The sequence below is a fragment of the Marinobacter salarius genome, assembly GCF_032922745.1.
Taxonomy (GTDB): Bacteria; Pseudomonadota; Gammaproteobacteria; order Pseudomonadales; family Oleiphilaceae; genus Marinobacter.
Genome location: NZ_CP136693.1, coordinates 457495 through 483869, shown reverse-complemented (window position 1 = coordinate 483869; position 26375 = coordinate 457495). Strand labels below are relative to the sequence as shown.

At 58.3% G+C, this 26375-nt stretch carries 17 protein-coding genes; 10 read left to right on the top strand and 7 right to left on the bottom strand.

Annotation, left to right across the window (positions count from 1 at the left end; all coding sequences use genetic code 11):
- Nucleotides 1-4: 4 nt before the first annotated feature.
- The gene (locus R1T46_RS02245) at nt 5-1366 is read right to left on the bottom strand and encodes a CHAD domain-containing protein (RefSeq protein ID WP_317307184.1); all 1362 of its coding nucleotides are present in this window, start codon (nt 1364-1366) and stop codon (nt 5-7) included.
- 267 nt (nt 1367-1633) lie between these two features.
- Here R1T46_RS02245 and R1T46_RS02240 point away from each other — a divergent pair, with 267 nt between their 5' ends.
- The 6 genes from R1T46_RS02240 to R1T46_RS02215 all read left to right on the top strand — a co-directional run bounded on the left by R1T46_RS02240 (nt 1634) and on the right by R1T46_RS02215 (nt 8271).
- Nucleotides 1634-3310, top strand: coding sequence for a methyl-accepting chemotaxis protein (locus R1T46_RS02240; RefSeq protein WP_127402317.1), 1677 nt, complete (start codon nt 1634-1636; stop codon nt 3308-3310).
- A 103-nt stretch (nt 3311-3413) separates the two neighbouring features.
- Nucleotides 3414-4484, top strand: a complete 1071-nt coding sequence (locus tag R1T46_RS02235) for a TRAP transporter substrate-binding protein (protein WP_075195438.1) — start codon at nt 3414-3416, stop codon at nt 4482-4484.
- On the top strand, nt 4481-5611 hold the full coding sequence (gene potA / locus R1T46_RS02230) for a spermidine/putrescine ABC transporter ATP-binding protein PotA (protein WP_317307183.1): 1131 nt from the start codon (nt 4481-4483) through the stop codon (nt 5609-5611). Before R1T46_RS02235 ends, potA begins: the two co-directional genes overlap by 4 nt.
- Nucleotides 5604-6464, top strand: coding sequence for a spermidine/putrescine ABC transporter permease PotB (gene potB, locus R1T46_RS02225; RefSeq protein WP_075195436.1), 861 nt, complete (start codon nt 5604-5606; stop codon nt 6462-6464). The genes potA and potB overlap by 8 nt, the downstream gene beginning before the upstream one ends.
- A complete protein-coding gene (gene potC / locus R1T46_RS02220) occupies nt 6461-7231 on the top strand; it encodes a spermidine/putrescine ABC transporter permease PotC (protein WP_041333605.1) in 771 nt (256 codons plus the stop codon). Before potB ends, potC begins: the two co-directional genes overlap by 4 nt.
- On the top strand, nt 7228-8271 hold the full coding sequence (locus R1T46_RS02215; protein ID WP_041333606.1) for a PotD/PotF family extracellular solute-binding protein: 1044 nt from the start codon (nt 7228-7230) through the stop codon (nt 8269-8271). Before potC ends, R1T46_RS02215 begins: the two co-directional genes overlap by 4 nt.
- Before the next feature lie 30 nt (nt 8272-8301).
- Here R1T46_RS02215 and R1T46_RS02210 read toward each other — a convergent pair whose 3' ends face one another.
- The gene (locus R1T46_RS02210) at nt 8302-9258 is read right to left on the bottom strand and encodes an HAD-IIA family hydrolase (RefSeq protein ID WP_317307182.1); all 957 of its coding nucleotides are present in this window, start codon (nt 9256-9258) and stop codon (nt 8302-8304) included.
- Nucleotides 9259-9465: 207 nt separating this feature from the next.
- Between R1T46_RS02210 and R1T46_RS02205 the strand changes: the two genes are divergently transcribed.
- Nucleotides 9466-11739 carry a GGDEF domain-containing protein gene (locus R1T46_RS02205; RefSeq protein ID WP_317307181.1) on the top strand — a complete coding sequence of 758 codons (2274 nt, stop codon included), beginning with the start codon at nt 9466-9468 and terminating at the stop codon, nt 11737-11739.
- Nucleotides 11740-11754: 15 nt separating this feature from the next.
- Here the strand turns inward: R1T46_RS02205 and R1T46_RS02200 are convergent, their stop codons facing one another.
- The 5 genes from R1T46_RS02200 to dctP form a co-directional block, all read right to left on the bottom strand.
- On the bottom strand, nt 11755-13167 hold the full coding sequence (locus R1T46_RS02200) for an alanine/glycine:cation symporter family protein (protein WP_075195428.1): 1413 nt from the start codon (nt 13165-13167) through the stop codon (nt 11755-11757).
- A gap of 23 nt (nt 13168-13190) precedes the next feature.
- Nucleotides 13191-13631 (bottom strand): universal stress protein, encoded by a 441-nt coding sequence (locus R1T46_RS02195; RefSeq protein WP_041333611.1) that lies wholly within the window; start codon nt 13629-13631, stop codon nt 13191-13193.
- Between the two features lie 33 nt (nt 13632-13664).
- Entirely contained in the window at nt 13665-14948 is a 1284-nt protein-coding gene (locus R1T46_RS02190) for a TRAP transporter large permease (protein WP_075195427.1), read from the bottom strand.
- Between the two features lie 33 nt (nt 14949-14981).
- Nucleotides 14982-15575 carry a TRAP transporter small permease gene (locus tag R1T46_RS02185; protein WP_036202413.1) on the bottom strand — a complete coding sequence of 198 codons (594 nt, stop codon included), beginning with the start codon at nt 15573-15575 and terminating at the stop codon, nt 14982-14984.
- 108 nt (nt 15576-15683) lie between these two features.
- Nucleotides 15684-16712: a TRAP transporter substrate-binding protein DctP gene (gene dctP / locus R1T46_RS02180; protein WP_317307180.1), complete on the bottom strand. Its 1029-nt coding sequence runs from the start codon at nt 16710-16712 to the stop codon at nt 15684-15686.
- A gap of 180 nt (nt 16713-16892) precedes the next feature.
- Between dctP and recC the strand changes: the two genes are divergently transcribed.
- The 3 genes from recC to recD are packed head-to-tail and all read left to right on the top strand — an operon-like array spanning nt 16893 to nt 26364.
- The gene (gene recC, locus R1T46_RS02175; RefSeq protein WP_317307179.1) at nt 16893-20492 is read left to right on the top strand and encodes an exodeoxyribonuclease V subunit gamma; all 3600 of its coding nucleotides are present in this window, start codon (nt 16893-16895) and stop codon (nt 20490-20492) included.
- Nucleotides 20489-24196 (top strand): exodeoxyribonuclease V subunit beta, encoded by a 3708-nt coding sequence (recB, locus tag R1T46_RS02170; protein WP_317307178.1) that lies wholly within the window; start codon nt 20489-20491, stop codon nt 24194-24196. The genes recC and recB overlap by 4 nt, the downstream gene beginning before the upstream one ends.
- Nucleotides 24193-26364, top strand: a complete 2172-nt coding sequence (gene recD, locus R1T46_RS02165; protein WP_317307177.1) for an exodeoxyribonuclease V subunit alpha — start codon at nt 24193-24195, stop codon at nt 26362-26364. Before recB ends, recD begins: the two co-directional genes overlap by 4 nt.
- Nucleotides 26365-26375 lie beyond the last annotated feature (11 nt).

The following is a 26375-nucleotide window of genomic DNA, read 5'->3' as shown; positions in this document are numbered from 1 at the left end:
GGTGTCAGCCAATTCCGCTGAGGGTCAGTATGTCAGTCCGTACCCGACTTTTCTCTTCGGCAAGGTTTGAGATCAGCGTGTTCAGGCCCGCCACGGGCGCCAGCATGTCAGGCTCCGTGGCAATGCGATCGCGAAAGTCCAACAGCATGTCAATCTGCACGTGCAGGTCCTGGAAGTCACCGAACCGTTGTTGTCGATGTTTTAACTGCCTGAGCCTGTCGCGGAACGCCGGTTTGTTCAACTCGGCCAGGTAGCGTATGCGTTTCAGCCGTTTGCGTAGGTCGTGAAAGTGATCGTCCGGGGACTGTTCGTTCAGTTGCCACGCCACGGCGTCGTGCTTGTGTATGTGCTTTTCCAGGGCTTTGCGGATGTCTTCGGTGGCCAGTTTCCGGGTTTCCTTCGTCAAGTGGCGGGAGGAGAGAAGCTGGCGCCAGTCATCCATGTCTTTGCGGTATTGCCTACTGTTCAGGCGTTTGGTCAGTTCCTGGTGTTCAACGTCTGCCAGGTTGGCAAAATGGCTGCGGGCGCCGGAGCTCACCAGGGCCAACTGGGTATCTTCCTCCAATGGCCATTGCGCCAGGTCACCCAGTAATACGTGAAGGTCTCTGAGCCGGCTGGTGGCTTGGCCATGCCGCTTCAATACCTTGACGGCCTTGCGTAAATCGCCGTCTCCACGGATGTCCACAACCGCTTCAGCGATGGCCCGGCTGCGGCGGATGGCAATGCGATACTGATGCAGAAACTCGTCGTCGTATCCCTGCAATACGCCGGGCTCCAGATCCCTGATGCGTTGATACTGGTGTAACAGCGATTCCGGGATATGCCCTGCCAGGGGCGAGTGCTCATCGATATGGATTTTCGTCCGTTTTCGATGAAGCTGCTCATAGCTGACGTCTTTGGGCGTCAGGAACCTTTCAAGTCGGCCCCTGTTGTTGCCTATCTCGCGCCAGTGCTCTATTGGCAGGGTGATGTGCATGTAGCTACACGTGGGGAAGCTATCGGGTGCGTGTTTTAGCAGTAAGCTCGCCAGTTCCTCCAGCGCAGGGTTGTGGCCAATCAGGGTAATGCTGTCTTCGTCCCGGTCGCGCAACCAGTCGAGCACGACCTCATGGTTAAACGTGTATAGAACAGGCGCCAGTTTGACGGCGTGTTGATGGTTGCTCGGGATCAGGCCTTCCAGGGTTTGTTGCGCGCGGGTGGCATTGCTGCAATAGACCGTTCCATCGAACGCCCCATCCGCAAGGATTGCCCTGCCCATGGGAGCCAGCTGTTTCAGACCCCGGTTGTTGAGGGGGCGCTGGTGATCACGAAGGCCATCATCGGCCCAGCTGGATTTGGCGTGGCGAATCAGATAGAGGTGCTTCATCCGTGCCCCTGAAACTGGTTTTATTGGGCCAGGTTTGATGAATTGGACGTTTGGGACTAGATCTTTAGTCTAACGCTGGTTCAAGTTCATCAGCTACCGGCCGTTAAGACTTTATACAATAAAAGCAAATGCATGAAAGAGTTGTGGCACTGTCGCAGCTTTACACCCCGAATACGTACACACCGGTATTACAAACTGGAACACACCCTGGGTGCCCGGTTGTGGATAATTACGCTGAACATTTGATCTCATACGGAGAACTTCTTGATGACATTGCTGAGCCGGTTACGCATACGTTCTCGTCTTCTGCTGGGCGTTCTGGTCCCGGTGGTCATTACGGCGGCAACCCTTGCCTGGATTACGGTCGCCCAGATCAAAAGCGGTGGTGAGGCCGAGCTTGAGCGCCTGGAAGCAAGTTTGCTCAGTGCCCGCAAGGAAGGGTTGAAGAATCTGGTGGATACCGCCCGTTCCGTGGTGCTGGACGCGAAGAACGATCCGGACCTTTCGGATGCCGAGGCCCGTGAAGCGGCAAGGGATCGTCTACGCTCCATCCGATTTGGGGGCGGCAACTATATTTTTGCGTATGCCAAAGATCTGGAAAACCTGGCCTACGCGCCGGATCCTTCCCGGGAAGGACCTACGACCAATCCAGATGTTCAGAAGCTGATACGATCACTGTTCGAAGCGGCACGGAAGGATGGCTTTTTTGGTTATGACTGGCCCAACCCCGCCTCCGGCGAGGTTGAACCCAAGGTGTCATTTACCACAATTGTTCCCGATTGGGGCTGGATGATCGGGACCGGTGTGTATGTCACCGATATCGCGGAAGTGGTTTCTGCCGCACGCGCGGATATTGAAGCGGAGATAGCCGAAACCCTCGGTTTTATCGTTCTGGTTACTGTGATTGTGGTCGTCATCGCATTGCTCATCGGTGTGTTTGTCGGTCGTACGGTGACGAAACCGTTGAACACCGTTACTGCCATGATGAAGGACATCGCCGAGGGTGAGGGCGACCTCCGCCACCGTCTGCCGGACGAAGGAAACGACGAACTCGCCGAGCTTGGGCGTCGCTTCAACGCCTTCGTGGTGAAAATCCAGGACACCATCCGCGATGTCGGCGCGACCACTGACCAGGTTGCCTCGGCCGCGGAAGAGCTCAGCCGTGTTGCCAATGAAACCCGTGCGTCGGTACAGGAGCAGGGTTCGGAAACCGATCAGATTGCCTCCGCCATTAATGAGATGGCGGCCACGATCCAGCAGATTTCCGGCAATGCCAACTCGGTGGAAAGTGCCGCCTCTGACGCCGACAGGCTTGCACGGGATGGTGGCGAGACCATTGCCAACGCACAGGCGTCCGTCAATCAGTTGTCGGAGGAGATTGAGTCCAGCTCTGGCCGTATCAGTAATCTGGCTGAGAAAACCGACGAGATTACCCAGGTGCTGGACGTCATCCACGCCGTCACTGACCAAACCAACCTGCTGGCCCTCAACGCAGCCATTGAGGCCGCCCGGGCCGGTGAGCATGGCCGTGGTTTCTCGGTGGTTGCCGATGAAGTCCGCCAGCTGGCCAAACGCAGTGCGGAATCCGCTGATCAGATTCGCGGTATGATTGACGGCTTCGTGACCGAGTCCCGCGCGGCGGTCGAGCGGATGGACGCGTCCCGCCAACGCTCCAGTGAAACGGTTGAGCGCATTAATCACGCCACTGACGCCCTGCGCACCATTGAGAAGTCTGTGGGCCATATTCATGATCAGGTGACCCAGATTGCCACCGCGGCGGAACAGCAAAGCCAGGTGGCCGAGGAAATCAACCAGAACGTGGTGCGCATCGTGGACGCGGCGCAGCGTAGCGATACGGGTGTGAACCAGACCAACGAGGCAAGCCACGAGTTGGCGCGGCTTGGTGAGAGTCTGCGTGAGCTGGTAGGCCAGTTCAAGGTATAGAACCGTTGCTTCTGGTCGGTCGACGATTGGCGTCAGCCGGCCAGCAAGCTATGATGTGGGCGATCTGATCCGACCACTACAAAAAACGGAACCTGACCTCGCTATGACTATTCGCAAATCTTTCATGACCGTCCTGGCATTGGTGTTCGCGCTGGCAAGCGCGTCGCTGTCGGCCCAGGAAACCTATACGCTTCGCCTCGCAGAAACCTGGGGGCCCAACTCTCCGATTCTGGGTGAAACAACGCGCCACATGGCCTCGATGGCTGAGAAGATGTCGGGCGGCCGCCTGCAGTTTCGCATTGACTCATCCAACAAGCACAAGGCGCCATTCGGTATTTTCGATATGGTGAAGGCGGGCCAGTACGATATGGGGCATACCGCCTCGTATTACTACAAAGGCTCGATTCCCAATGCCATGTATTTCACCACCGTTCCCTTCGGGATGATTGCACCTGAGCAATACGCCTGGTTTTACTACGGTGGCGGCATGGAATTGATGGAAAAGGTATATCGTCCCCATGGCTTGCTGTCGTTCCCCGGTGGCAATACCGGCAACCAGATGGGTGGCTGGTTCCGCGAGGAAATCAACAGTGTTGAGGACCTCCAGGGTTTGAAAATGCGCACACCCGGGTTCGCCGGCGAAGTGATGTCCGAAGTGGGCGTTGCGGTGACCAACATCCCTCCCGGGGAGCTCTACAGCGCGCTGGAGCGAGGCACGATTGACGCTCTGGAGTGGGTCGGCCCGGCACTGGATTTTCAGATGGGCTTCCATCAGATCGCAAAGTACTACTACTCCGGCTGGCAGGAGCCTGGCGCTGAAGTTCAGTTCCTGATTAACGAGAAAACCTGGAACAAGCTTCCCGAAGAGCTCCAGGAAGTACTGCGGGTGGCTATGCGGACCGCCGCCTACGACATGTACATCCAGAGCATGCATGAAAGTGGCGTGGCCTGGGATCGTATGAAGGAAGACTATCCGGATGTCACCCATAAAACCTTCCCGCCAGAGGTCATTGAAGCGCTTCGTGATGCCACAGAGAAGCTGTTGGCCGAAGAGGCGGAGAAGGATGAACTGGCACGGGAAATCATCACTTCCCAGCAGGATTATCTGAAGCAGGTTCGTCAGTGGACCAACATTTCCGATAAGGCCTATCTGAACAGCGTTTCGGGTGAATGAAAGAGACGCTTCTCTCGTTGAAAAACGTCTCCAAGGCGTTTGACGACAAAACCGTGTTGAACTCGCTGGACCTGGACATCCTGGACGGCGAGTTCATCACTCTTCTGGGGCCGTCGGGTTGCGGCAAAACCACCCTGCTGCGCCTGATGGCGGGTTTTGAGCAGCCAGACACCGGGGCAGTCAGCCTGTCTGGCCATGACATTACCCATGCCGCCCCCGAACACCGCCCCCTGAATACCGTGTTCCAGAACTACGCGTTGTTTCCCCATATGTCGGTGTACGACAACGTCGCCTATGGCCTGAAGATGGAGAAACGGCACAGGGACGAAATTCGCCAGCGCGTGGATGAAGTGCTTGCCATGGTGCAACTGCAGGATTTCGCCCGCCGCAAACCGCATCAGCTCTCTGGTGGACAGCAGCAACGGGTGGCCATTGCCCGTGCCGTGGTCAAGCGTCCGCAACTTCTGTTGCTGGATGAGCCTCTGTCTGCGCTTGACTACAAGTTACGCCGGACCATGCAGGTGGAGTTGAAGCGACTGCAACGGGAACTGGGCATCACGTTTGTATTCGTGACCCACGATCAGGAAGAAGCCCTGTCGATGTCGGATCGGGTGGTGGTCCTGAAAGACGGCGCGATTCAACAGCTGGGTACGCCCCGGGAAATCTATGAGCGGCCCGCCAATCTCTTTACAGCGCGCTTCGTTGGGGAGACCAACCTCTTTCCGGGATATCTGACCTCGGTTGAAGATACTGGCATTACCCTGGATATCCTGGGCCTGAGCCGTACCCTTCAGAAGCCCGGGTTTACGCTGCGCAAAGGTGAGCAGGTGAATGTCCTGCTGCGTCCGGAGGATATTCGTGTGCTGGCTCCTGAAGACGAAAAGGGTCTGGCCGGCAGGATTGTGGAGCGAAACTACAAGGGCAGCACGCTGGACTCAGTGATTCATCTTGAGGACGGTACTGAAGTGCTGGCCAGTGAGTTTTTTGATGAGGACGATCCTGCCTTTGACTATAAACTGGGCGAGCCCGTGCGGGTCAGTTGGGTCGACGGCTGGGAATGGTTATTGCCGGTTGAACTGGAGCCCGTCAACAACGACGCAGAAGAAGGGCTGAGTACGAATGCATAGGGTGTTACAGCAGCCCTTCAAAACCGCAGTGCTGATTCTGGTCTGGGGCTGGTTGTTGCTTCTTGTGCTCACCCCGAACCTACTGGTGGTGGGGGCCAGTGTGATGACACGAGACCCCGGCACCTTCCTCTCGTTGCCGCTGAACCTGGACAGTTACCGGCAGTTGTTCGACCCGCTGTACCTGGACGTGTTCCTGAACTCCCTCTACATGGCCGGCATGACGACCGTCTTCTGCCTGCTGATAGGATATCCCTTTGCCTGGGCATTATCGGGCCTGGGCAAACAGCGCCAGATGCTGCTGATTTTCCTGTTGATTGTGCCTTTCTGGACCAATTCCCTGGTGCGCACCTACGCCCTGAAACTGCTGCTGGCCACCAACGGCCTGATCAACAATGCACTCATGGGGTTGGGGCTGATCGACGAGCCGCTGAGAATGCTCTACACCGAAGGTGCTGTGATCATCGGGCTGGTATACCTGCTGCTGCCGTTCATGATCCTGCCTCTGTACTCCGTGTTCGATGACCTGAGGAAAGAGCTGCTGATGGCCTCGCACGACCTGGGAGCGGGCAAGCTTTCGACGTTCCTGCACGTGACGATACCCCTGACCTTGCCGGGCGTGCTGGCGGGCGTGATGCTGGTGCTGTTGCCCGCCATGGGCCTGTTCTTCGTGGCGGACATACTGGGTGGTTCCCGCAATCTGCTGGTCGGCAATGTCATCAAGAACCAGTTCCTGGACGCCCGTGACTGGCCCTTCGGTGCCGCCGCCAGCATTCTGTTGACGGTTGCCATGGCTGTCCTGCTGTTTGCGCACCGGCTCAGCCAGCGGCGGCTCGGTGAGGAGGCCAGGGCATGAATCGCTGGCTGCCGAAAACCTATCTCACCCTGGTGTATGTGTTGCTCTACCTGCCGATCCTGGTGCTGGTGGTGTTTTCGTTTAACAGTTCCCGCACCGGTTACCGCTGGGGCGGGCTCAGTCTGCAATGGTACGAGTCGCTGTTCAATAACCACGCCATGGTCCAGGCCATGTGGAATTCCCTCTGGCTGGCACTGGCGGCGGCCACGGTATCGACCATTATTGGCGCGCTGACAGCGTTGGCTCTTCACCGGTATCGCTTTCGTGGCAAGCGTGTGCTGCGCGGGATGCTGTTTGTGGTGATGATGTCGCCCGAGATTGTATTGGCCATCTCTTTGCTGGCGTTGTTCCTGTTGGTGGGCCTGCAACTGGGGTTTGTCTCTCTTCTGCTGGCCCACGTTACCTTCTGCCTGCCATTTGTGGTGATCACCGTAATGGCACGATTGAGCGGGTTCGATGAAAGCCTGCCCGAAGCGGCGCGGGATTTGGGCGCCAATGATTTCACCATGACCCGCACGGTACTGATTCCGGTAATCATGCCAGCATTGCTGGCTGGATGGCTGTTGGGCTTCACCCTGTCACTGGACGATGTGGTGGTGAGCACCTTTGTGAGTGGTCCCAGCTATGAAATTCTGCCACTTCGCATCTACTCTATGGTGCGTGTGGGCCTTAAGCCGGAAGTGAATGCCCTGGGCACCCTGCTGCTGGTGTTTTCCCTGGCAATGTTGATGCTGTCCCAATGGATACTGACAAGGAGCAAACGATGAAGAAACTGGCGTTGGCGGGCCTGATGGCTGCAACCCTGACCGGATGCAGCTCGCAGGAAGAGCCGCAGGTACTGAACCTCTACAACTGGTCTGAGTACATGCCCCAGGAGGTATTGGACCGCTTTGAGGAGGAAACCGGTATCCAGGTGGTCTACACCACCTATGACAGCAATGAGGCTATGTATGCGCGGCTGAAACTTCTGGATGACAGCGGCCAGTACGATCTGGCGCTGCCCTCCACCTATTACGTCAACAAAATGCGTAAGGAAGGGCTGCTGGAAAAGATCAACCACGAGAAACTGGAAGGCTTCGAAAAGCTCGACCCCGAGCTGACGAACCTGGATATCGACCCTGAAAACCAATACAGCGTTCCCTACCTCTGGGGCACCACAGGGCTGGCCTACGATGCCAATGATGTTGAGGGCGAAGAGGTAACGGCCTGGTCGGATCTGTGGGACGAGAAATACGAAGGCCGCGTGATGCTCACCAACGACATGCGCGAGGTGTTCCACATCGGGCTGAGAGTGCTCGGATACTCTGGCAACAGCACCGATCCCGAAGAGATCGAGGCGGCTTATGACAAGCTGACCGAACTGATGCCTGCGGTGCGTACCTTCAACTCGGATGCACCGCGAATGCCCTATCTTGAAGGCGAGACCGACATCGGCATGATCTGGAATGGTGAAGCCGTGATGGGTGAGGAGGACATGCCGTCCCTTGAATACGTCTATCCGGAAGAGGGCATCATTGTCTGGCTCGACAGCTTTGTGATTCCCAAGAACGCCGAGAATGCAGACGCTGCCCATCAATTCATCAGTTTTGTCATGCGGCCGGAAATCTCCGCGCTGATCAGTGAAGACATCGGCTATGCCACGCCCAACCTTGCGGCCCGCGAATTGTTGAGCGATGAAGTGGCCAACGACCGCACCAGCTACCCGACACCGGAAGACCTGACCAACGCCGAGTTCCAGAAGGACGTGGGTGACGATGCCATGCAGGTCTATACCAAATACTGGGAAATGCTGAAGTCCGGGCAGTAAACCCGCAAACGGCTTGATCCGCCCCGGAAATCAGATCTCCGGGGCGATAAAGTCAGGCGCGATACCAGACTGCGCGATGCAGCGCGGTATATCCATATCCTGCAGGGAGCCCTCGGTCGTCACCAGCAGGGTTTTCATGCCGGCGTTCTGCCCGCCCAGGATGTCCGTATGAAGGGTGTCGCCCACCATGAGTATCTGCCCCGGCGGCACGTCCGCGAAGCGCTCAAGCACGGCCTGGAAAGCAGGTGCATAGGGCTTGCCGTAGAACTGCGGTTGGACACCGCTGGCCTCACGGGCCCGGTGGGCGAAGAATCCGGGTTCCAGCGTCAGGCAGTCGCCGCGGGGGGCCACCAGATCTGGATTGGCGATTTCCAGTGGCCTCGGCCGTTCTGTCAGTGTGGCCTCCAGTGCCGCCTGCATCTTCTCGTTCCAATCCTCGCTGCTGAGCATGATCAGGCCGTCATAGCTATCCAGTTTTCGTTTCAGTTGCTCCGTGACGGGGGGCCGCACCGGTTGCCAGTCTAGCGGCAGCGTGTCCGGTTCGGAATTCTCCGGGGCAATGACACCCCATAGGCCTTCGCGTCCCCGGTCGGACAGAGACTGCTCCAACAACCAGCGGCTGGAGATCAACTGTTCCGGCGTGATGTCGAACCCCATGCGCCGATACTTCTCCACCAGTCTGGCGTGGCTGGCGGTAGCCGCGTTGGAGAGAATCTGGACGTGTTTGCCCATTCGTTGCAGCTCGCGAAACCGTTGAATGGCTGCGGGGAAGGCCCTGGGTCCGGCATTCAGCACCCCAAAGGCATCGAACACGTATACCTGGAACCGGTCCGCCAGCGGCGCCATATCCTCCAGCGTGACTGGTCGAGGCTGTTCTGAGGTCGGCAGGCCCGCAGGCAGCCAGCGACGGATCTGCTCATACTGGTGGAAAGCCCAGGCTGGAGTGGGTGTTATGCCATTAAACGAGGTGGGGTGGGTATCGATCATTGGCCTAGAGTACCGCTTGGCGTACCTCGGCGGAAACCCATTTCCAGTGCTGGACGGTTTTGCGACAGGGGATAGGCGAAGGGCGCTGAAATCGTTGTATAAAGGAGCAGTTAGTGCTTGTGTTTATTGCGCGCCTGAGCGAGTTTAAACCCATAGATGTTGTATAATTGTACTACTGTACTATTTGGCGACAGGTAAGCCCGCTGTATGCAGATGTTGTACCCCCTAAATGCCGTAAGGCTGATGCTCCTGATCGCTTTGAGCTTTTTGGTGTCTTCGGCGGCGCATGCGGCAGTGGACCTGGACGAGGGCTGGGAATATCGGTGGGGCGATTCTCCATTGACCGAGGAGGGGGTGCCCGAGTGGGTACTGGGTCAGGACTCTTGGCAATGGAACGCTATCAGCTTTCCATCCAACCCGCCCGATCGCAACGGACAAGAACATGTGTGGTATCGCATCACCCTTCCGGAGGGCGAGTGGCGGGAGCCGGTTCTGTATATTTACAGTGTCGATCTGATTGTTCAGGTCTGGCTCGACGGTGAGAACATCTACCAGTACGGCACGTTTGATGATCAGGGCCGGGGGCGTTTCGAAGGTTGGCCCTGGCACGCGATCCCACTGCCCGAAGGGTTTGAGGGCAAGCCGATCTACTTTCGCATTTTCTCTGATTACACCGACATTGGTCTTTGGGGTGAAGTCTCCATCATGGAGCGCCCGGCCCTGACTCTGTTTATTGTGAAAAACTCCCTCGAAGCCCTGGTCATTTCCGGCTTTTCAGCCCTGATTGCCCTGCTAGCGATGATTTTTGCCCTGTTGCAAACGGAAAAGAAGAGTTTCGGCAGTATTGCCCTGTTCTCTTTGTCGTCCGCTGTTCTACTTCTGTCCGACAGCCAGGCTAGTCAGTTGATCTGGAACCGGCCGATGATGTGGGACTATCTGGCCGCTGGTTCCTACTACATGCTGCCGGTGGCCATGGCATTGTTGCTGGAGCAGTGGTTCAGTGATCGCCGGCCCTGGTTGATTAATCTGGTCTGGAAGATTCACCTTGTCTACGCGGTAGTGGCGATAGGGCTGGCATTAATGGGTGTGGTTGACCTGTCATCAACGTACCCGCCGTTTGATGCGCTGCTGTTAGCGTCCCTTGCAACCGTCACGGTCGTTGTCGTAAAGCGGTTCAGACAACTGAAGATTGAACAGCAGATCATCCTCGCCGCTTATGGCGTGTTCTGCAGCCTGTTGGTGGTGGATATGGCCGTTGCCCACGGCGTCCTGCCCTGGGGGCGGGTACCGGTCAGTTGGGGAACGCTGGTCTTCTCGCTGGCCGTAGTGATGATTTCCCTTTGGCATTATGCACGAACCCAACAGGCGCTCCATCGGTTGAACCTGTCGCTGGAGCAGCAGGTAACAGAGCGAACCCAGAAGGCGGAATCGTTGGCTCGCCGTGAGCAGGCCAGGGTGAGGCTGCTCACGTTCGAGAATGAAAAAACCCGTGTTCTGAACGACATCAACGGGGAGCTGCAGGATTGCATCAGCCTCAACCAGACGTTCCATATCCTGGCGCGACGACTTCCTGACCTGTGCAGCCCTCTGCGGGGAAGGCTATATCAGCGTGTGGAAAACGGCAGCGCCTATGAACTGTTGACTCGCTGGGGGTATGCCGGGGAACCGGAATCACCATTGCGCATCGAAACTCCTGAGGGCCCGCCGCCCCATAGCCAGATACCGGCCCGCCATGTTCAGGACCTGGATCAGTCCTGGTCCGGGTGGCAGAAGGACGAGGATGAGTCATTGTGTTTGTGGATCAATCTGCAGTCGGCAACCGAGGGGGCGGTGACAATGGCGCTGTTGTTTGTGGAAGTGCCGGACGAGTTTGCGGCTGACGGCACGGATTACGGCGTGGCCCGCTTGTTCCAGACGTTAAGTCAGGGGGTGCAGAAAATCGGTATCGCGCTCTCAAGCATCAGCTTGCGGGAGGAACTGCAGAAATACTCGTATGAGGATGCGCTCACCGGCCTGAAGAATCGCCGTTATTTTGATCAGCTTCTGGAGCACGAGTCGGCGGTGGCCTTGCGTGGTGACCAGCCGCTGTCACTGCTGATGGTGGATATCGATCATTTCAAACGCTTTAACGACACTCATGGCCACGAAGCCGGCGATTCTGCTCTGAAAGCCGTGGCCGGTGTGTTGGCGCGGCATTTCCGCGACAGCGATGTGGTCTGTCGTTTTGGAGGCGAGGAGTTTGTCATCATCATGGCTGGCTCCACCGCAAAAGCCGCTTACGATAAGGCGCGAGAACTGGCCCATGCCGTCCGTGCCATGCCGGTGGAACATGGTGGCTTTGAGTTGGGCCATGTAACCATATCGGTGGGGGTGTCCAGCTGGCCCGAGTGCAGCGATTCCCCAGACAGCTTGCTGGGACTTGCCGACCGGGCCCTTTACCGCGCCAAGGAGGCGGGCAGGGACCGGGTAGAAATTTCATAGGCGCCGGAACGGGTACTAATGCCAGATGTTGCCGTCGATCTTTTCGTGCAGCTCAGGGTAGTCTTTTGATTTGAAGTGGGGTACCTCGCCCTGTTTGCGCTGGGCAAGATAGTCTTTTGTCAGCTTCACCACCGTACCTGAAAGCATGACAATGGCAATCAGGTTGATGGTTGCCATCAGACCCATGGATGCGTCAGCGGCGTTGAAAACAGTCACCACCGCCTCGTAACTGCCCCATACAACCATCCCCAGGACGGCAGAGCGAAGCAGTGTAATGGCGATGGTACTGTCACCGCCAAGGTGAATCAGGGCATTCTCTGCGTAGGTGTAGTTGGCGACAATGGACGTGAATGCAAAGAACAGGATGGCAATGGCGATGAAATAGGCGCCAGACTCGCCAATGTGGCTTTGCATGGCATCCTGGGTAAGCTGGGTTCCGGTAATGCCGGAGCCCGGTTCCATGACGCCGGAGAGCAAAATCATCACTGCTGTTGCGGTGCAGATAATGATGGTGTCGACAAACACGCCAAACGCCTGCACCAATCCCTGGGATGACGGGTGGTGGGGCGCTGGTGTGGCCGTTGCCGCAATGTTGGGCGCCGAGCCCATGCCGGCCTCGTTGGAGAACAGCCCGCGCTTGATACCATTGAGCATGGCGGCGGTAATGGAACCCGCTGCGCCGCCGGCGGCTTCTTCCAGCCCGAAGGCGCTCTTTACGATGGTCATCAGCACGCCCGGCACTTCAGTGATGTTAATGGCCATAATCACCAGAGCAATAAGCACATAGAGACCCGCCATCAGCGGCACTACCAGTTCTGCGAACCGGACGATGGAGCGCAGGCCACCAAAGATGACAATGCCCGCGAGAACAGCGATCACAATGCCAACCCAAATCTTGGGCACTCCAAAGGCACCCTGCATGGCATCGGCAATGGAATTTGCCTGAACAGCGTTGAAGACCAGTCCGAAGGACAGGATCAGGCAGACGGCAAAAATACTGCCCGCCCACGGCGCCTTCAGGCCCTTGGTTATGTAGACCGCAGGCCCACCCCGATACTGGCCTTTGCCATCACGTACCTTGTAGAGCTGTGCCAGCGTGCTCTCCGCGTAGCCGGTTGCCATACCGACCAGGGCGACCATCCACATCCAGAAGATGGCGCCAGCACCGCCAAGATACAGGGCCACCGCGACACCGGCGAGGTTGCCGGTGCCCACGCGAGAGGCAAGGCTGGTGCATAGGGCCTGGAACGGCGATATACCGTGGACATCGCTGTCACGGGAGCCACGAATGGCGCGGATCATTTCCCCAAAATTGAGGAATTGCAGAAAACCCAGACGGATGGTGAAAAAGACACCAACGCCCAGCAGGCCGTAGACCAGAACGTAGCCCCACAGAATGGAGTTCAGCGAATCTACGATAGTGGTCATAGTTCTTCCTTAAACAGTTGTCGTTAAACTACCAGCACCGGACATTTCGCCTTGGAAGCGACGCGGTGGGACACGCTGCCAAGCAGCATGCCCTCTTTATCGCTGTGAGTGCCCCGGGTACCGACCACAATCAGGTCTACCTCCTTGTCCTTGGCAAACTTGACGATCACGCTGGAAGGACGGCCGGCTTTAACAAAGCCCCGAACCTTTACCGCCCCCTTTTCCTTGGCCTTTTCCTTGGCATGGTTGACGATCTCCTTGGCGTATTCCGATAGCACCTTGTCAGGGATATCCATGCTATCGGGCCGGCCAATCGACAGAGATGCCTCAAACAGGCTGTGATGCTTGTAAACACAGATCAGATAGATCTCGGTGTCCATGAGTTTTTGTAGCTCAATGGCCTTGTCCATGGCCTTGAAGGATGACTTGGAACCGTCAACGGCCACCAGAATTTTCTTGAACATTTCACTCTCCCTGAAGTCCGGTCTCTATATCCCTCAGCGGAACGCAACGTCACGAAGGAACAGCGCAATTTGCGGGAAGGCGATGATCAGCCCGGCCGCTGCCACCAGCATAAAGACGAACGGTGGCGTACCACGGATTACTTCCCAGTATGGGCGCTTGAATATGGCGATGGCGGTGAATATGTCACAACCAAAGGGTGGCGTTGCAGAGCCTATGGCGACCTGCAGTGTAATCAGAACCCCGACGAGCACTGGGTCCAGACCGGTGGCTTCGATCGCCGGTGCAAAGATCGGCGTCAGCACCAGTATCACCACGATCGGGTCAACAAACATGCAGGCAACAAAGAAGGCGATACAGATCGCAATCAGGACACCTACCGGGCCGGCTTCATTGACGCCAACTGCTTCCAGTATTGTTTGTGGAATCTGTGCAAACGAGATAATCCAGGAAAAGCCGTTGCCCACGGCAACCAGTATGAAAACCACAGCGGTAATCAGGCCGGTGGACTTGGCAATCCGATAGATATCCGGCAATTTCAGCGAGCGGAACACCACGAATTCGAGTAAGAAGGCGTACAGCACGCACACAGCGGCGGCCTCCGTAGGGCTGAAAATACCGCCGTAGATACCACCAACAATGATGACCGGGAAGAAAAGAGGCCATAGTGCTTCGCGGACGGCGACCCCCCGTTCTCTCCAGCCGGCCCTTTCCTCGGTGGGGACCTTGTTAATGTATGCATAGATCAGGCAGTAGATTGAAAACATCATCAGAATCATGACGCCCGGGCCGATGCCTGCAATGAACAGTTCGGCAATGGAGGTTCCGGAAATAACCCCGTAGATAATGAAGCCGATACTGGGGGGGATCAAAAAGGCAATGTCACTGGAATTGATGATCAGCGCCAGTGAGAACGAGTCGGAATAGCCCGCTTTAAGCAGTTTGGGGCGCAAGGGAGAACCAACAGCCACAACCGTCGCCTGGGTGGAGCCGGATACCGCACCAAAGAGGGTACACGAGGTGGCTGTACTGATCGCCAGCCCACCTTTGATATGCCCGATAAAGGCCATCACCATATGGATAAGGCGGTCGGCGGACTGCCCGCGAGTCATGATATCAGCCGCCAGAATGAACATGGGCACAGCAATCAAAGAGGCTGGGCGGATACCTCCCATCATTTGCTGGACGAACGTGCCCATCTGGCCGAAGCCATCAAACATCATTACAAAACCGACCACCGCACCGGTAATCAGCGGAACCATCATCGGGAAGCCCAGGAGCAGCAGCCCGATCATGATTACCATCATTATAGTCGCCATGAGTTTCTATCCTTTGTTAAAGCAGCTGCAGGTTCAGACTTCCGACTCACTATCAGAGTAGCCGTCGATCACACCAGTGGAGAGATAAACATCCTTGCTGGTGAGATTCTTGATCGCTGTGAGGAAATACTGAATGCCGGTAATCGCAAAGCCCACTGGCGCCCAAACGTAAATCCACCAGATCTCAAAGCCCAACGCAGGGAGAATTCGCCCACGGCTGTATAGGGTCTCGACGTATCCATAGGAGTGGTAGCAGAGGAAGAACATTACCAACGAGGTAAACAGGGCGATGAAAATCATCAGTACTTTGCGCCCTTTGGGGGGGATCGCATCGTAAACCGCAGACATGCGGATATGACGGCCATGGCGGGCCGCGTAACCAATACCTGCAAAGGTAATCAGGATGATAAGAATTCGGTTGATCTCACCAGAGAAAAACAGGCCTTCACCGAAGACAAAGCGCGCAATAACGTTGATGCATGTATTGACGGCCATAAGGATGACGCCAACCGCGAGCATCACGGCCTCAGTTTTGGCAATAACTTCATCAATGGTTCCCAGAAACCCGGGCAGGCCGGACTCATAGGTGCCGGTATCGTCTTCTAGATCCGGGGAGTTCTCGGACATGGGGGTTGCTCCAGAACATATCGCTCCCAGCCGGCAGGAGGTCCCCGGCGGGGCGGGGTTAAAACAGATTCCCGCCGGGCAGGGCCGGCGGGAATGGTTCCTTCAGGTTCAGTTGCTCTGAACCTCTTTGAGGTCTTCCTTGAACTGGTTCAGCAGTTCTTTACCGCCTTCACCTGTCATTTCGATGAACTTCTCTTCAACCTGCGGTGCGCGGGCCTTGAAGGCTTCAATCTGTTCGTCGTTCAGGCGGGTAACGGTCACTTCGTCACTGGCTTTCTTGATCTTCTCAAGGGCTTCGTCAGCGAGGCCGTCAATGTGTACGATGATTTTCTCGAACGCATAGTCAGCGGCGTCCTCAACAAGCTTCTTGTCTTCATCGGACAAGCCGTCGTAGAAGTTCTTGTTGGCCATCATGGCAGTCGTGAACCAACCGTGGCTGGTGAAGACAAGGTTCGGGGAAACTTCGTAAAGACCGCCGGATTCGATCCAGAAGATCGGGTTTTCCTGGCCCTGGATCATGTTGGTCTGCAGAGCACCGTACACTTCACCCCAAGGCAGTGGCGTGGGGGTTGCACCAAACGCTGAATAGGTTTCCGACAGCAGCGGGTTGGTCATGACACGGATCTTCTTGTTGTTGAAGTCTTCCGGCTTGCTGACTGGCTCGTCCACCGTTACAACCATTTCGCCTTCCGGGTACATCTGCAGAAGCTCCAGGCCGTTCTGGGCATACAGTTCCGGGAAATCCTCATTGATCGCTTCACTCTCGCGGAAGAACTTGATCACCGTGTCCATGTCGGTCGGCATCAGGTAAGGAATGAAGAAAATCTGCGCTTCTGGAATCAGTGAGCCTGTGAAGCCGGGAGACTGGTTGACGAAATTAAGAATGCCAGCCTGGGTCTGTTCCATGATGTCGTCGGATTCGCCCAGCTCGCCAAAGCGGTAAACCTGCACCGTGTGGTCTGAGTTGTCTTCGATGTATTCCTTGAAGTCGTAAGCGAATACGTCTTGAACGTCACCTTCGTATTCTTCGTGTGCATAGCGCCAGTTGGCAGCATTCACCGAGTTTGCCGCGGTCATTGCGGCAAAGGCAAACGCAGAAAATCCTGCCAGTTTCTTGAACTTACTCATGGTGCTCATCGCGTTGTCTCCGCTTATTTTTTTGCTGAAATGATCTGTTACATTTATTTAGACTGGCAAAACAATCCCGATTTCGCAAGAAATTGGCAAATTTACCTGGTGCCAGAAGCGACGCGTTCCGGCAGCCCATGCAAGTTGTGGTAGGCTTTTGTTTCTTACCGGAAACAACACAGGGCAGGTATGCCAGTAACGCCATCCATCGAGCCCGGCTTTCACGCCATCCACGCGAATCATCTGGAAGACCTGCGCCGGGCTGTGGTCTGGATTTGCCGGCAGAGCCCCCTGCCACCGCTGGAAAGTGAAACCTTTCTGGTGCAGAGCAATGGTATTGCCCAATGGCTAAAGCTGGCATTGGCTGAAGACCCGTCCGAGGAGGGTGCTGATGTCGGGGTCGGCGGCCTGGGTATTGCGGCCGGCATGGATTTTCTGTTTCCCGCCCGGTTTATCTGGCAGGCCTACCGTGCGGTACTGACCTCTGAGGGCGTGCCGGAACAATCCCCGTTTGATAAGTCCCGATTGGTCTGGCGCCTGTTCCGATTACTGCCAGAGTTGATCGCGGACGACGACGTCTTTGCGCCGTTGCGACGATTCATGGCCGGAACTGATACTGAGACCCGCCGTTACCAGCTCGCCGGCAAAATTGCGGACCTGTTCGATCAGTATCAGGTTTTCCGCGCCGATTGGCTGGCCGACTGGGAGGCCGGCCATGACCGCCTGCGGATGGCGCGTGGAGAATACCGCGAGCTGGGCGATGAGCTGCGTTGGCAGGCCGTACTGTGGCGCAGGCTGGTGGCTGATGCTGGCGAGCTCGCGGGTACCAGTCGTTCACGCATTCACACCCGGTTCATGGAGCAAGGGCAGACACTGACAGCCACAGACCGGCCTCGAAACCTGCCCCGTCGTATTGTGGTTTTTGGCGTGTCATCCCTGCCGAAGCAGGCTCTGGAAGCCCTGTCCGTTCTCAGTCGGGTCAGTCAGGTGGTGCTCTGTGTTCACAACCCCAGCGAATTTTACTGGGCCGACATCATCAGTGACCGTGACCTGTTGACGGCGGACCGCAAGCGCGGCAAGACCCATCCGGAACTGGCGGCATTGACCGACCCTGATGCCCTCCACCAGCACGCCAACCCGCTGCTGGCGGCCTGGGGCAAACAGGGGCGGGACTACATTCGCCTGCTGGACGAATTCGACAACCCCGAGGCGTATCAGGGCCGCGTGTCTACTCCGGAGGGTCGGATCGATATTTTCACGCCCCACGGAGATCCGGAGAAGCCGGCGCTGTTGCACCAGATCCAGAACGACATTCGTTCGCTCACTTCCCAGGCAGAGATGCTGGGGCAGGCACGGACCCTCGATCCGTTCCGGGACGATTCCGTGGTATTCCACAATGCCCACAGCCCACAACGGGAAGTGGAAATCCTTCACGACCAGTTACTGGCGGCGTTCAACAGTAACCCGGAACTTCGGCCTCGCGACGTGATCGTCATGGTGCCAGACGTTGATACTTACGCACCTCACATCCAGGCGGTGTTTGGCCGATACCCGTCGTCGTCCCGCCGCTACATCCCGTTTACCATTTCCGACCAGGGGCAGCGGCATCGTCAGCCGGTGCTGATTGCACTGGACACGTTGATGGCGCTGCCCGAAAGTCGTTTTGGCGTCAGCGAGATCATCAGCCTGCTGGAAGTGCCGGCCGTACGCAGCCGGTTCGGTATCGCCGAGGGCGATCTTCCATTGGTGCGCCAATGGGTGGACGGCGCCAACATTCGCTGGGGGCTGCACAGCGACCATCGCAGCAGTCTCGACTTGCCTGAGGGGCTGGAACGCAACACCTGGCAGGCAGGTCTGCGGCGGATGCTGTTGGGCTATGGCGCTGGCCGCGACGATCCCTGGCAGGGCATCGAACCGTTCGAGGAAATCGGCGGCCTGCAGGCAGGTGTGGCGGGCAATCTCTACCGTTTTGTTGATCGGCTGGAAGAGCTCTGGCACGAACTCAGGTCCACTGCGACCCCTGCCGGCTGGCTCGATCGGCTGCAGTCCATCCTCGAACGCTTCTTTGCTGAACTGTCTGACGACGATCTGCTGCTGGTGAACCGGCTACGCCGACAGGCAGAGCAGTGGCTGCAGGACTGCAACAGTGCGGGCATGGAAGACGAGGAACTGCCCCTGAGCATCGTGCGGGACATTCTGCTGGAAGGGTTGGAAGAAGGCGGCCTCAATCAGCGCTTCCTGGCCGGCAAGGTCAACTTTGCAACCCTGATGCCCATGCGCGCCATCCCCTTTCGGCGGGTGTGTCTGTTGGGCATGAACGACGGTGACTACCCGCGCTCGCGACCGCCGGTGGATTTTGACCTGATGGCCGTGGATTACCGGCCGGGCGACCGTTCCCGCCGCGAAGACGACCGTTACCTGTTTCTGGAGGCATTGCTCTCCGCGCGGGAGCAGCTTTATATCAGTTGGGTAGGGCGTAGCATCCGTGATGACTCGGAACGGCCACCCTCGGTACTGGTCAGCCAGCTCTGTGACCATCTTGATGCAGTGTGGCAGGTGGAGGAGTCGGACCGAAAAGCCTCTCCGGCCCTGACGATCAAACACCCGCTGCAACCGTTCAGCCGCGAGTATTTTCCCACCGGGAATCGCGGAGCCGGGCACAATGGCTCACCGGACGTGAACGCGGTACTGGCAACACGACGACTGTTCACCTATGACAGCGAATGGCTCAGTGCGCATCGGCAGCGGGAAACCGACGTGGTGGGAGCCGAACTGCCTTTCCTGCCAGCGGCGGAGCCACTGACGATTGCCGATATTGGCGCTTTCCTCAAACGACCGGTGGACACCTTTTACCAGCGCCGGCTGCAGGTCCGGTTTACCGATGTGGAGAGCCTGGACACCGACAACGAGGCATTCGCCATGGACGGCTTGCACCACTGGCGCCTGGAGGACGAACTGATCCGTCATGCGGTGATGAAATCGGGCACCGAGGACGAACTGCATCAGCGGCTGGAGGCTGCCCTGGCGAGCATGGCCCGGCGAGGCGAGTTGGGCATGGGAGTGACGGAAACCGCCCTGACCCGGCAGTTGGAAAGCCGCATGCCAGACCTGTACCGGCGTTATCAGGAGGCCGTGGCGCTCTGGCCTGAGCCGGTGGAAGATATCTCAGGCTTTGAGTACCGCCATGAGCATGGCGACGCGGCGGTCACTGTTAACGACAGGCTGGGCAACCTGCGTACCCGCCCGGGCGGTGACCTCTGCCGGGTGGTGATCGCCAGTAGCAATTTGCTGGAAGGGTCCGGAAGCGCTCGCCAGTTAAAGTTCCCGGCCCTCTTGGAACACTGGGTGGCACACCTGGCAGGTAATATTCGCTACGACGCTTTCCACACTCTGATGATCGCCAAAGAGGAAAAGCGTGTCGTCAACCTGTTGCCTCTGGACACCGACCAGGCCAGGGAATACCTGGCCGGCATCCTGGGCTACTGGATTCAGGGCCAGACGCGGCTGCTGCCGATAGAGTCGGGTGCGGCCTTCGGCTATTTGCGGGGCCTTTATCCCGCCAGGGGCGAGGGCAGTGAGGACAAAGCACTGCTGAAGGCGACGGACGCCTACGGCAAGGCTCTGGAGCGCGACAGTGGTTACCTGCGCCGGGCCTATCCGGAGGTAGAACAACTGCTGGCGGATGACGAATTTCCGCTGTTGGTGTCGGCACTGTATGAGCCACTCTGGCACGCCGAACAGGCCGGTCGGGCCAAGCCTGGCGGTGCGGGACGGGGGTCGACAAAATGACGGAAGAGATCCGCAAGCTCGATCCCCTCACACTGTCGTTGCGTGGCAGCCAGCTGATCGAGGCCAGTGCCGGCACCGGCAAGACCTTTACCCTGGCGTTGCTGTACGTGCGCCTGGTACTGGGCCATCGCACCGTGGAGGAGCCACTCGGTGAGGGCATCATGCCGCCCAACCTGTTGGTGGTGACCTTTACCGAGGCCGCCACCAAGGAACTCCGGGACCGGATTCGCGCCCGCCTGACCGAAGCAGCGGCGTTATTCGCGGCTGAACCGGACACCGTCGACACCGCGGCGATGTCAAAAGACCCACTGGTGAATCTGCGCAATGCCTGCCCAGCGGCCGACTGGCCAGCCTGCCGCCGCAAACTGCTGTTGGCCGCGGAATGGATGGACGAGGCTGCCGTGTCCACCATCCACGGCTGGTGCAATCGCATGCTCAGCGAGCATGCCTTCGACAGCGGCAGCCTGTTCCGTCAGACCCTGGAGACCAGTCAGACGGACCTGCTGGATGACGTTGTGAGGGATTACTGGCGCACCTTTATCTACCCCATGCCACCAGAGTTGATGGGCGAGGTACTGGACACCTGGAAAACCCCGGAAAACCTGCGCCAGTCAGTGCGCAACCTGTTGCCACACGTTGATGCCCTGCCAGTGCCGGAACGTGACCCACTGGCCGCTGCTCTGGAAGCGAAACACCTGCGGGAGGTAAAGCTGCAGGCCCTGAAATCGCCCTGGCCGGCCTGGTGCGACGAACTGGAAGAACTGTTGGCGGAAACCACGAAGCGAAAGCCCAAACCGCTGCATGGCACCACCAAAAACTCCCTTCAAAAAGCCGTGGAACACCTTCGGGAATGGGCCACAACCGATGCGGCTGAACCGCATGAGTTCCTGTCGAGCAAGCGCACCAAGGGTTTCGATACCCTGGAGGCGGACGCGTTTGCCGAAAAATGGACCGGCGAGGATGAGCCTCCGCATCATCCAGCCATGGACGCCATCACCGAACTCAAACCGGCATTGAAAACCATGCCGGTGGCGAAAGCGGACATTCTCAACCATGCCGCCTGCTGGATCGCCCGTCGCCTGGACAGCGAAAAACAGCGCCTGGCCAGTATGGGCTTTGACGACCTGCTCACACGACTGGATGCCGCGTTGAGCGGCCCCCAGGGCGAACGCCTGGCAGATACGATTCGGCGGCAGTTTCCGGTGGCGATGATCGATGAATTCCAGGATACCGACCCGGTGCAGTACCGGATTTTCGACCGTATATACCGGGTGGCCAGCAACGACCAGGACACCAGCCTGTTGATGATTGGTGACCCCAAGCAGGCGATTTACGGTTTCCGTGGCGCTGATATCTACACCTATCTGGATGCCCGTCGGGCGGTCAGCAGCCGAACCTACACGCTGGGGACCAACTACCGCTCAGCTATCGCCATGGTAGACGGCGTTAACCGGGTATTCGCCCAGGCCGACCAGTCCCTGCCCGAAGGGGCCTTCCTGTTTCGAGCCGGGGACGACAACCCGTTGCCCTTCAGCCCCGTGGAGGCCAAAGGTACCAGCCAGCAATGGCTTGTTAACGGGCTGCCGCGACCACCACTGACGTTCTGGACCCTGACCGATGAGCGCCCTATCGCCAAGGAAACCGGCAGAGAGGCCATGGCCGAGGCCTGTGCGGCGGAGATTGCCCGCCTGTTGAATCTGGGGCAGAGCGGCGAGGCGGGCTTTGGGGCCGAGGGCGCGCCGTTTGAGCCTGTGCGACCGGAGCACATTGCTGTGCTGGTCAACAAACGTGACGAGGCGAATGCCGTCCGGCGATCATTGGGCGCCCGGGGCGTTCGCAGTGTGTACCTCTCAGACCGTAATTCCGTGCTGCAGTCGGTCCAGTCGGTGGAGATGTTGCAGTGGCTGCAGGCCTGCGCCGAACCAGGCCAGCTGCCGCTGATTCGCGCGGCACTCGCCACGCCCACCATGGGCCTGGCTTATCAGGAGCTGGACCGTCTGTTCAGTGACGAGAATGCGCTGGACCGCGAGATCAACCGCTTTCAGGGCTACCGTGAGCTCTGGCAGCAACAAGGCGTGCTGCCGATGCTGCGGCGCCTGCTCATGGACTATGACGTGCCGGCGAAGCTGCTGTCCGGGCCTGACGGCGAACGAGGCCTGACCGACATTCTGCATATTGCCGAACTGCTTCAGCAGGACAGCCAGCAGCTGGACGGCGAACATGCGCTCATTCACCACTACATCGAGATGTTGCAGGATTCCGACGATGAGGACGAACATCGCACCATGCGCCTGGAAAGTGATGCCGGGCTGGTCAAGGTGGTTACTGTCCACAAGTCCAAAGGCCTGGAGTACCCTTTGGTGTTCCTGCCGTTTGCCACCGAATTCCGCGAGGAAAAACCGAACCAGGCGTTTATCAAGTACCACGATGACGAAGGCCGACTGCAGATTTCCCTGGAGCCGGATGAAGACACCCTGGCCAGGGCCGACCGCGAACGACTGGGTGAGGATATTCGCAAACTCTACGTTGCCCTGACCCGATCCCGCCACGCCACCTGGGTTGGCGCCAGCGGCATCAAAGGCTGGCGGCAGAGTGGTCTGGGGCACCTGATTGGCCGCTCTGCCAGCGATGAAGACACGGACCTGATGCCCTTCCTGCAGTCCGTGGCCACCGGCGAACCCGCGATTGAAGTGGCGCCCATGCCAGAGCCAGGAGGCGACGTTTACGCGGGGGAAGAGGAGCCAGAGCTTGGCAACGCTCTGGAGCCGGTGCGGGAAGCCCGGGAACACTGGTGGATCGCCAGCTATTCCGCGATCACCTATGGCGCCCGCGGTGGCTACGGCAACGACTTCGCCCCGGCCAGTGAGGATGCGGAGCAGGAGAACCTGCGTGACGAGGACGAGCCCGTTGTGGCCGATACCCTGGCTGCGATGATCCCCGACTGGCAAGGGCCGCAACCGGTCAACCAGCATGCTTTCCCGAAAGGCTCCGGCCCCGGCACCTTCCTGCATGATATTCTGGAGTGGTGCGCTGGAGAGGGGTTCCACAAGGTGGCTGATGCGCCGGAGGATCTCCACGAGCTGCTGGAGCGCCGCTGTCAGTTACGCAACTGGAGTGAATGGGCTGACACCCTGAAAACCTGGATTTACACCCTGATCACCATGGACATCCCGCTTCCGGGCAAAAGCAGGACATGCGCCCTGGCGGGTCTTGAAACCTTTCGGCCGGAACTGGAGTTCTGGTTTGAAAGCCATGAGGTGAACACCCTCGCCATGGACAGACTGGTCCGCCGGCATACGCTGGGTGGTGATCCGCGTCCTGAGGCTCAGCAAGCCACCTTCAATGGCATGCTGAAAGGGTTTATCGACCTGGTGTTTGAACACGAAGGCCGCTACTACGTGCTGGACTACAAGTCGAACTTCCTGGGGGAGGACGATCAGGCCTATATCCCTGACGTGATGAAAGACAAAATCCTTGAGAAACGGTATGACCTGCAGTACGTCATCTACCTGCTGGCGTTGCACCGTCTGTTGAAAGCGCGCCTGCCGGACTACGATTACGACAGCCACATGGGGGGTGCCGTCTACCTGTTCCTTCGTGGCTGCGATGCACCGGGCGCCGGCGCTTTTACCGAACGACCGGACAGGGCCCTGATTGAGGAACTGGACCGGCTGTTCAGCGGCCAGGGGGAGAAGGCAGCATGACCGGAGAAATCGGAACCATTCCGGACCTGTTCGACGCCGTTGAGCCCGAACCGGCACCACGGTTGCCCCAAACCGCTGCCGACGCTCTGGCCTTGCTGGACGAATGGGTAGAGCGCGACTGGATTCGTGCTCTCGATCATGCCTTCGCGACGTTTGTTTGCACGATGGTCCGTGAACAGGGCGAGCAACCGGTGGCCATGCTTGCGCTGCTGTCAGCGATGGTGTCACACCAGGTGGGGCGGGGGCACGTTTGCCTGGATGTGCGTCATCTCTGTCGTGCCACGGAACCAACGCTGGTACTGCCGCCGGAAGGCGTCGGTTCTCTACCTGAAAACAGCCCGAGGCCGTCGGATCTGTTTGCCAGTGTCGGCGCTGACCAACTGATTGGGATGCTGGGGCAAAGCTGCGCTGTCAGCAACGGCGAGCAGGCAGCACCGCTGGTATTGGATGGCTCGCGGCTGTACCTGCGTCGATTCTGGCGCTATGAGCAGGCTATTGCCGTCGGTATTCGGGCACGTCTCGACAACCGTGTGGCGTTGACGGATACCGCTCCGTTGAAAACGGCACTGGATACCCTGTTCGGCACGGAAAACGATTCCGATGGCCCGCCGGATTATCAGAAAGTGGCCTGTGCCCTGGCAGCACGGAACCGCTTCAGTGTCATTACCGGCGGTCCCGGCACCGGTAAAACCACCACGGTTGTCAACCTGTTGGCAGCCTTGCAGTCGATGGCCTGTGAATCGGCGGGGACCGCCGGTGCCAACCCTTACCTGCGCATCCGCCTGTCGGCGCCAACCGGAAAAGCGGCCGCAAGGCTCAGTGAGTCCATCGGGGGTGCCGTTGACCGTCTGCCGCTGGAAAGCCTGCCGGGTGCACCGAATAAATCCGCCATTCCAACCCAGGTCACTACATTACACCGGCTGTTGGGCAGTCGCCCGGGTTCACGGAGTTTTCGTCACAACGAGGACAATCCGTTGCCATTGGATATCCTGGTGATTGATGAAGCGTCCATGGTGGATGTGGACCTGATGGCATCGGTCTTTGCAGCCCTGCCCGACAAGGCCAGGCTGATTATGCTGGGGGACAAGGATCAACTGGCGTCGGTGGACGCTGGTGCGGTGTTGGGGGAACTCTGTCAGCGCGCCGAAGGCGCTCACTACCTGCCGCAAACGGCGAAATGGCTACAAGCGGTGACCGGATGTCAATTGCCATCAGAGCTGCTGGACTCCGAAGGCCTGGCTCTGGATCAGGCGGTTGCCATGCTGCGAAAGAGCTATCGGTTCGACGAACATAGCGGTATCGGCGTGCTGGCATCGGCCACCAATGCGGGCCAGCTCAGCAGGGAATTGATCGGCCAATGCCGCAACCAGGGCTTTGAGGATGTGGCTTGGCTGACCGGTGAGAACGACATGGGGTGGTTGGCAAATCACGCCCTGACCGGCAGTCCGGAACGTTTCCACAACCAGGGCGAGCAGCGCGTGGTTGGCACTGCGCCGGTTGATCCTCCGGTTGGCTATGGTCACTATCTAAAGCTGATTCGTGACCGCAAACCCGCCACCGACGTTGAGGCGGATGGGCGTGAATCATGGGACGCCTGGGCAACCGAGGTGCTCGCGGCGTTCAATCGCTTCAAGGTGCTTTGCGCGTTGCGTCAGGGGCCGTTTGGAGTAGAAGGGCTGAACCACGACATTGCCGGGCGTTTACACGGTGCCGGTTTGATCGAGCGCACTGAAGGTTGGTACGCCGGTCGTCCGGTACTGATCACCGGAAACGACTATAATCTGGGCCTTATGAATGGCGATATCGGTATCACCCTCAGCGTGCCCTGGGATCGTAACGACTCGGGTGAGCCGGTAGAGACCCTGAGGGTCGCCTTTCCGTCCAGTGACGGTAGCGGAGGTGTCCGATGGATATCGCCCAGCCGTTTGCAATCGATGGAAACGGTCTACGCCATGACCGTGCACAAGTCCCAGGGCTCGGAATTCACCCACGCCTGCTTGGTGATTCCGGACCGCCTGACCCCGGTGTTGACCCGAGAGCTGGTGTACACCGGTATCACCCGTGCACGCCACTGGCTCAGCCTGGCGGTATGTCAGGAAGGTGTACTCAAAGAGGCAGTGGGGCGTAGCGTGATCAGGGCGTCGGGGCTGGCTGGGTTGTTAGCGTGAAGCGCCTATTG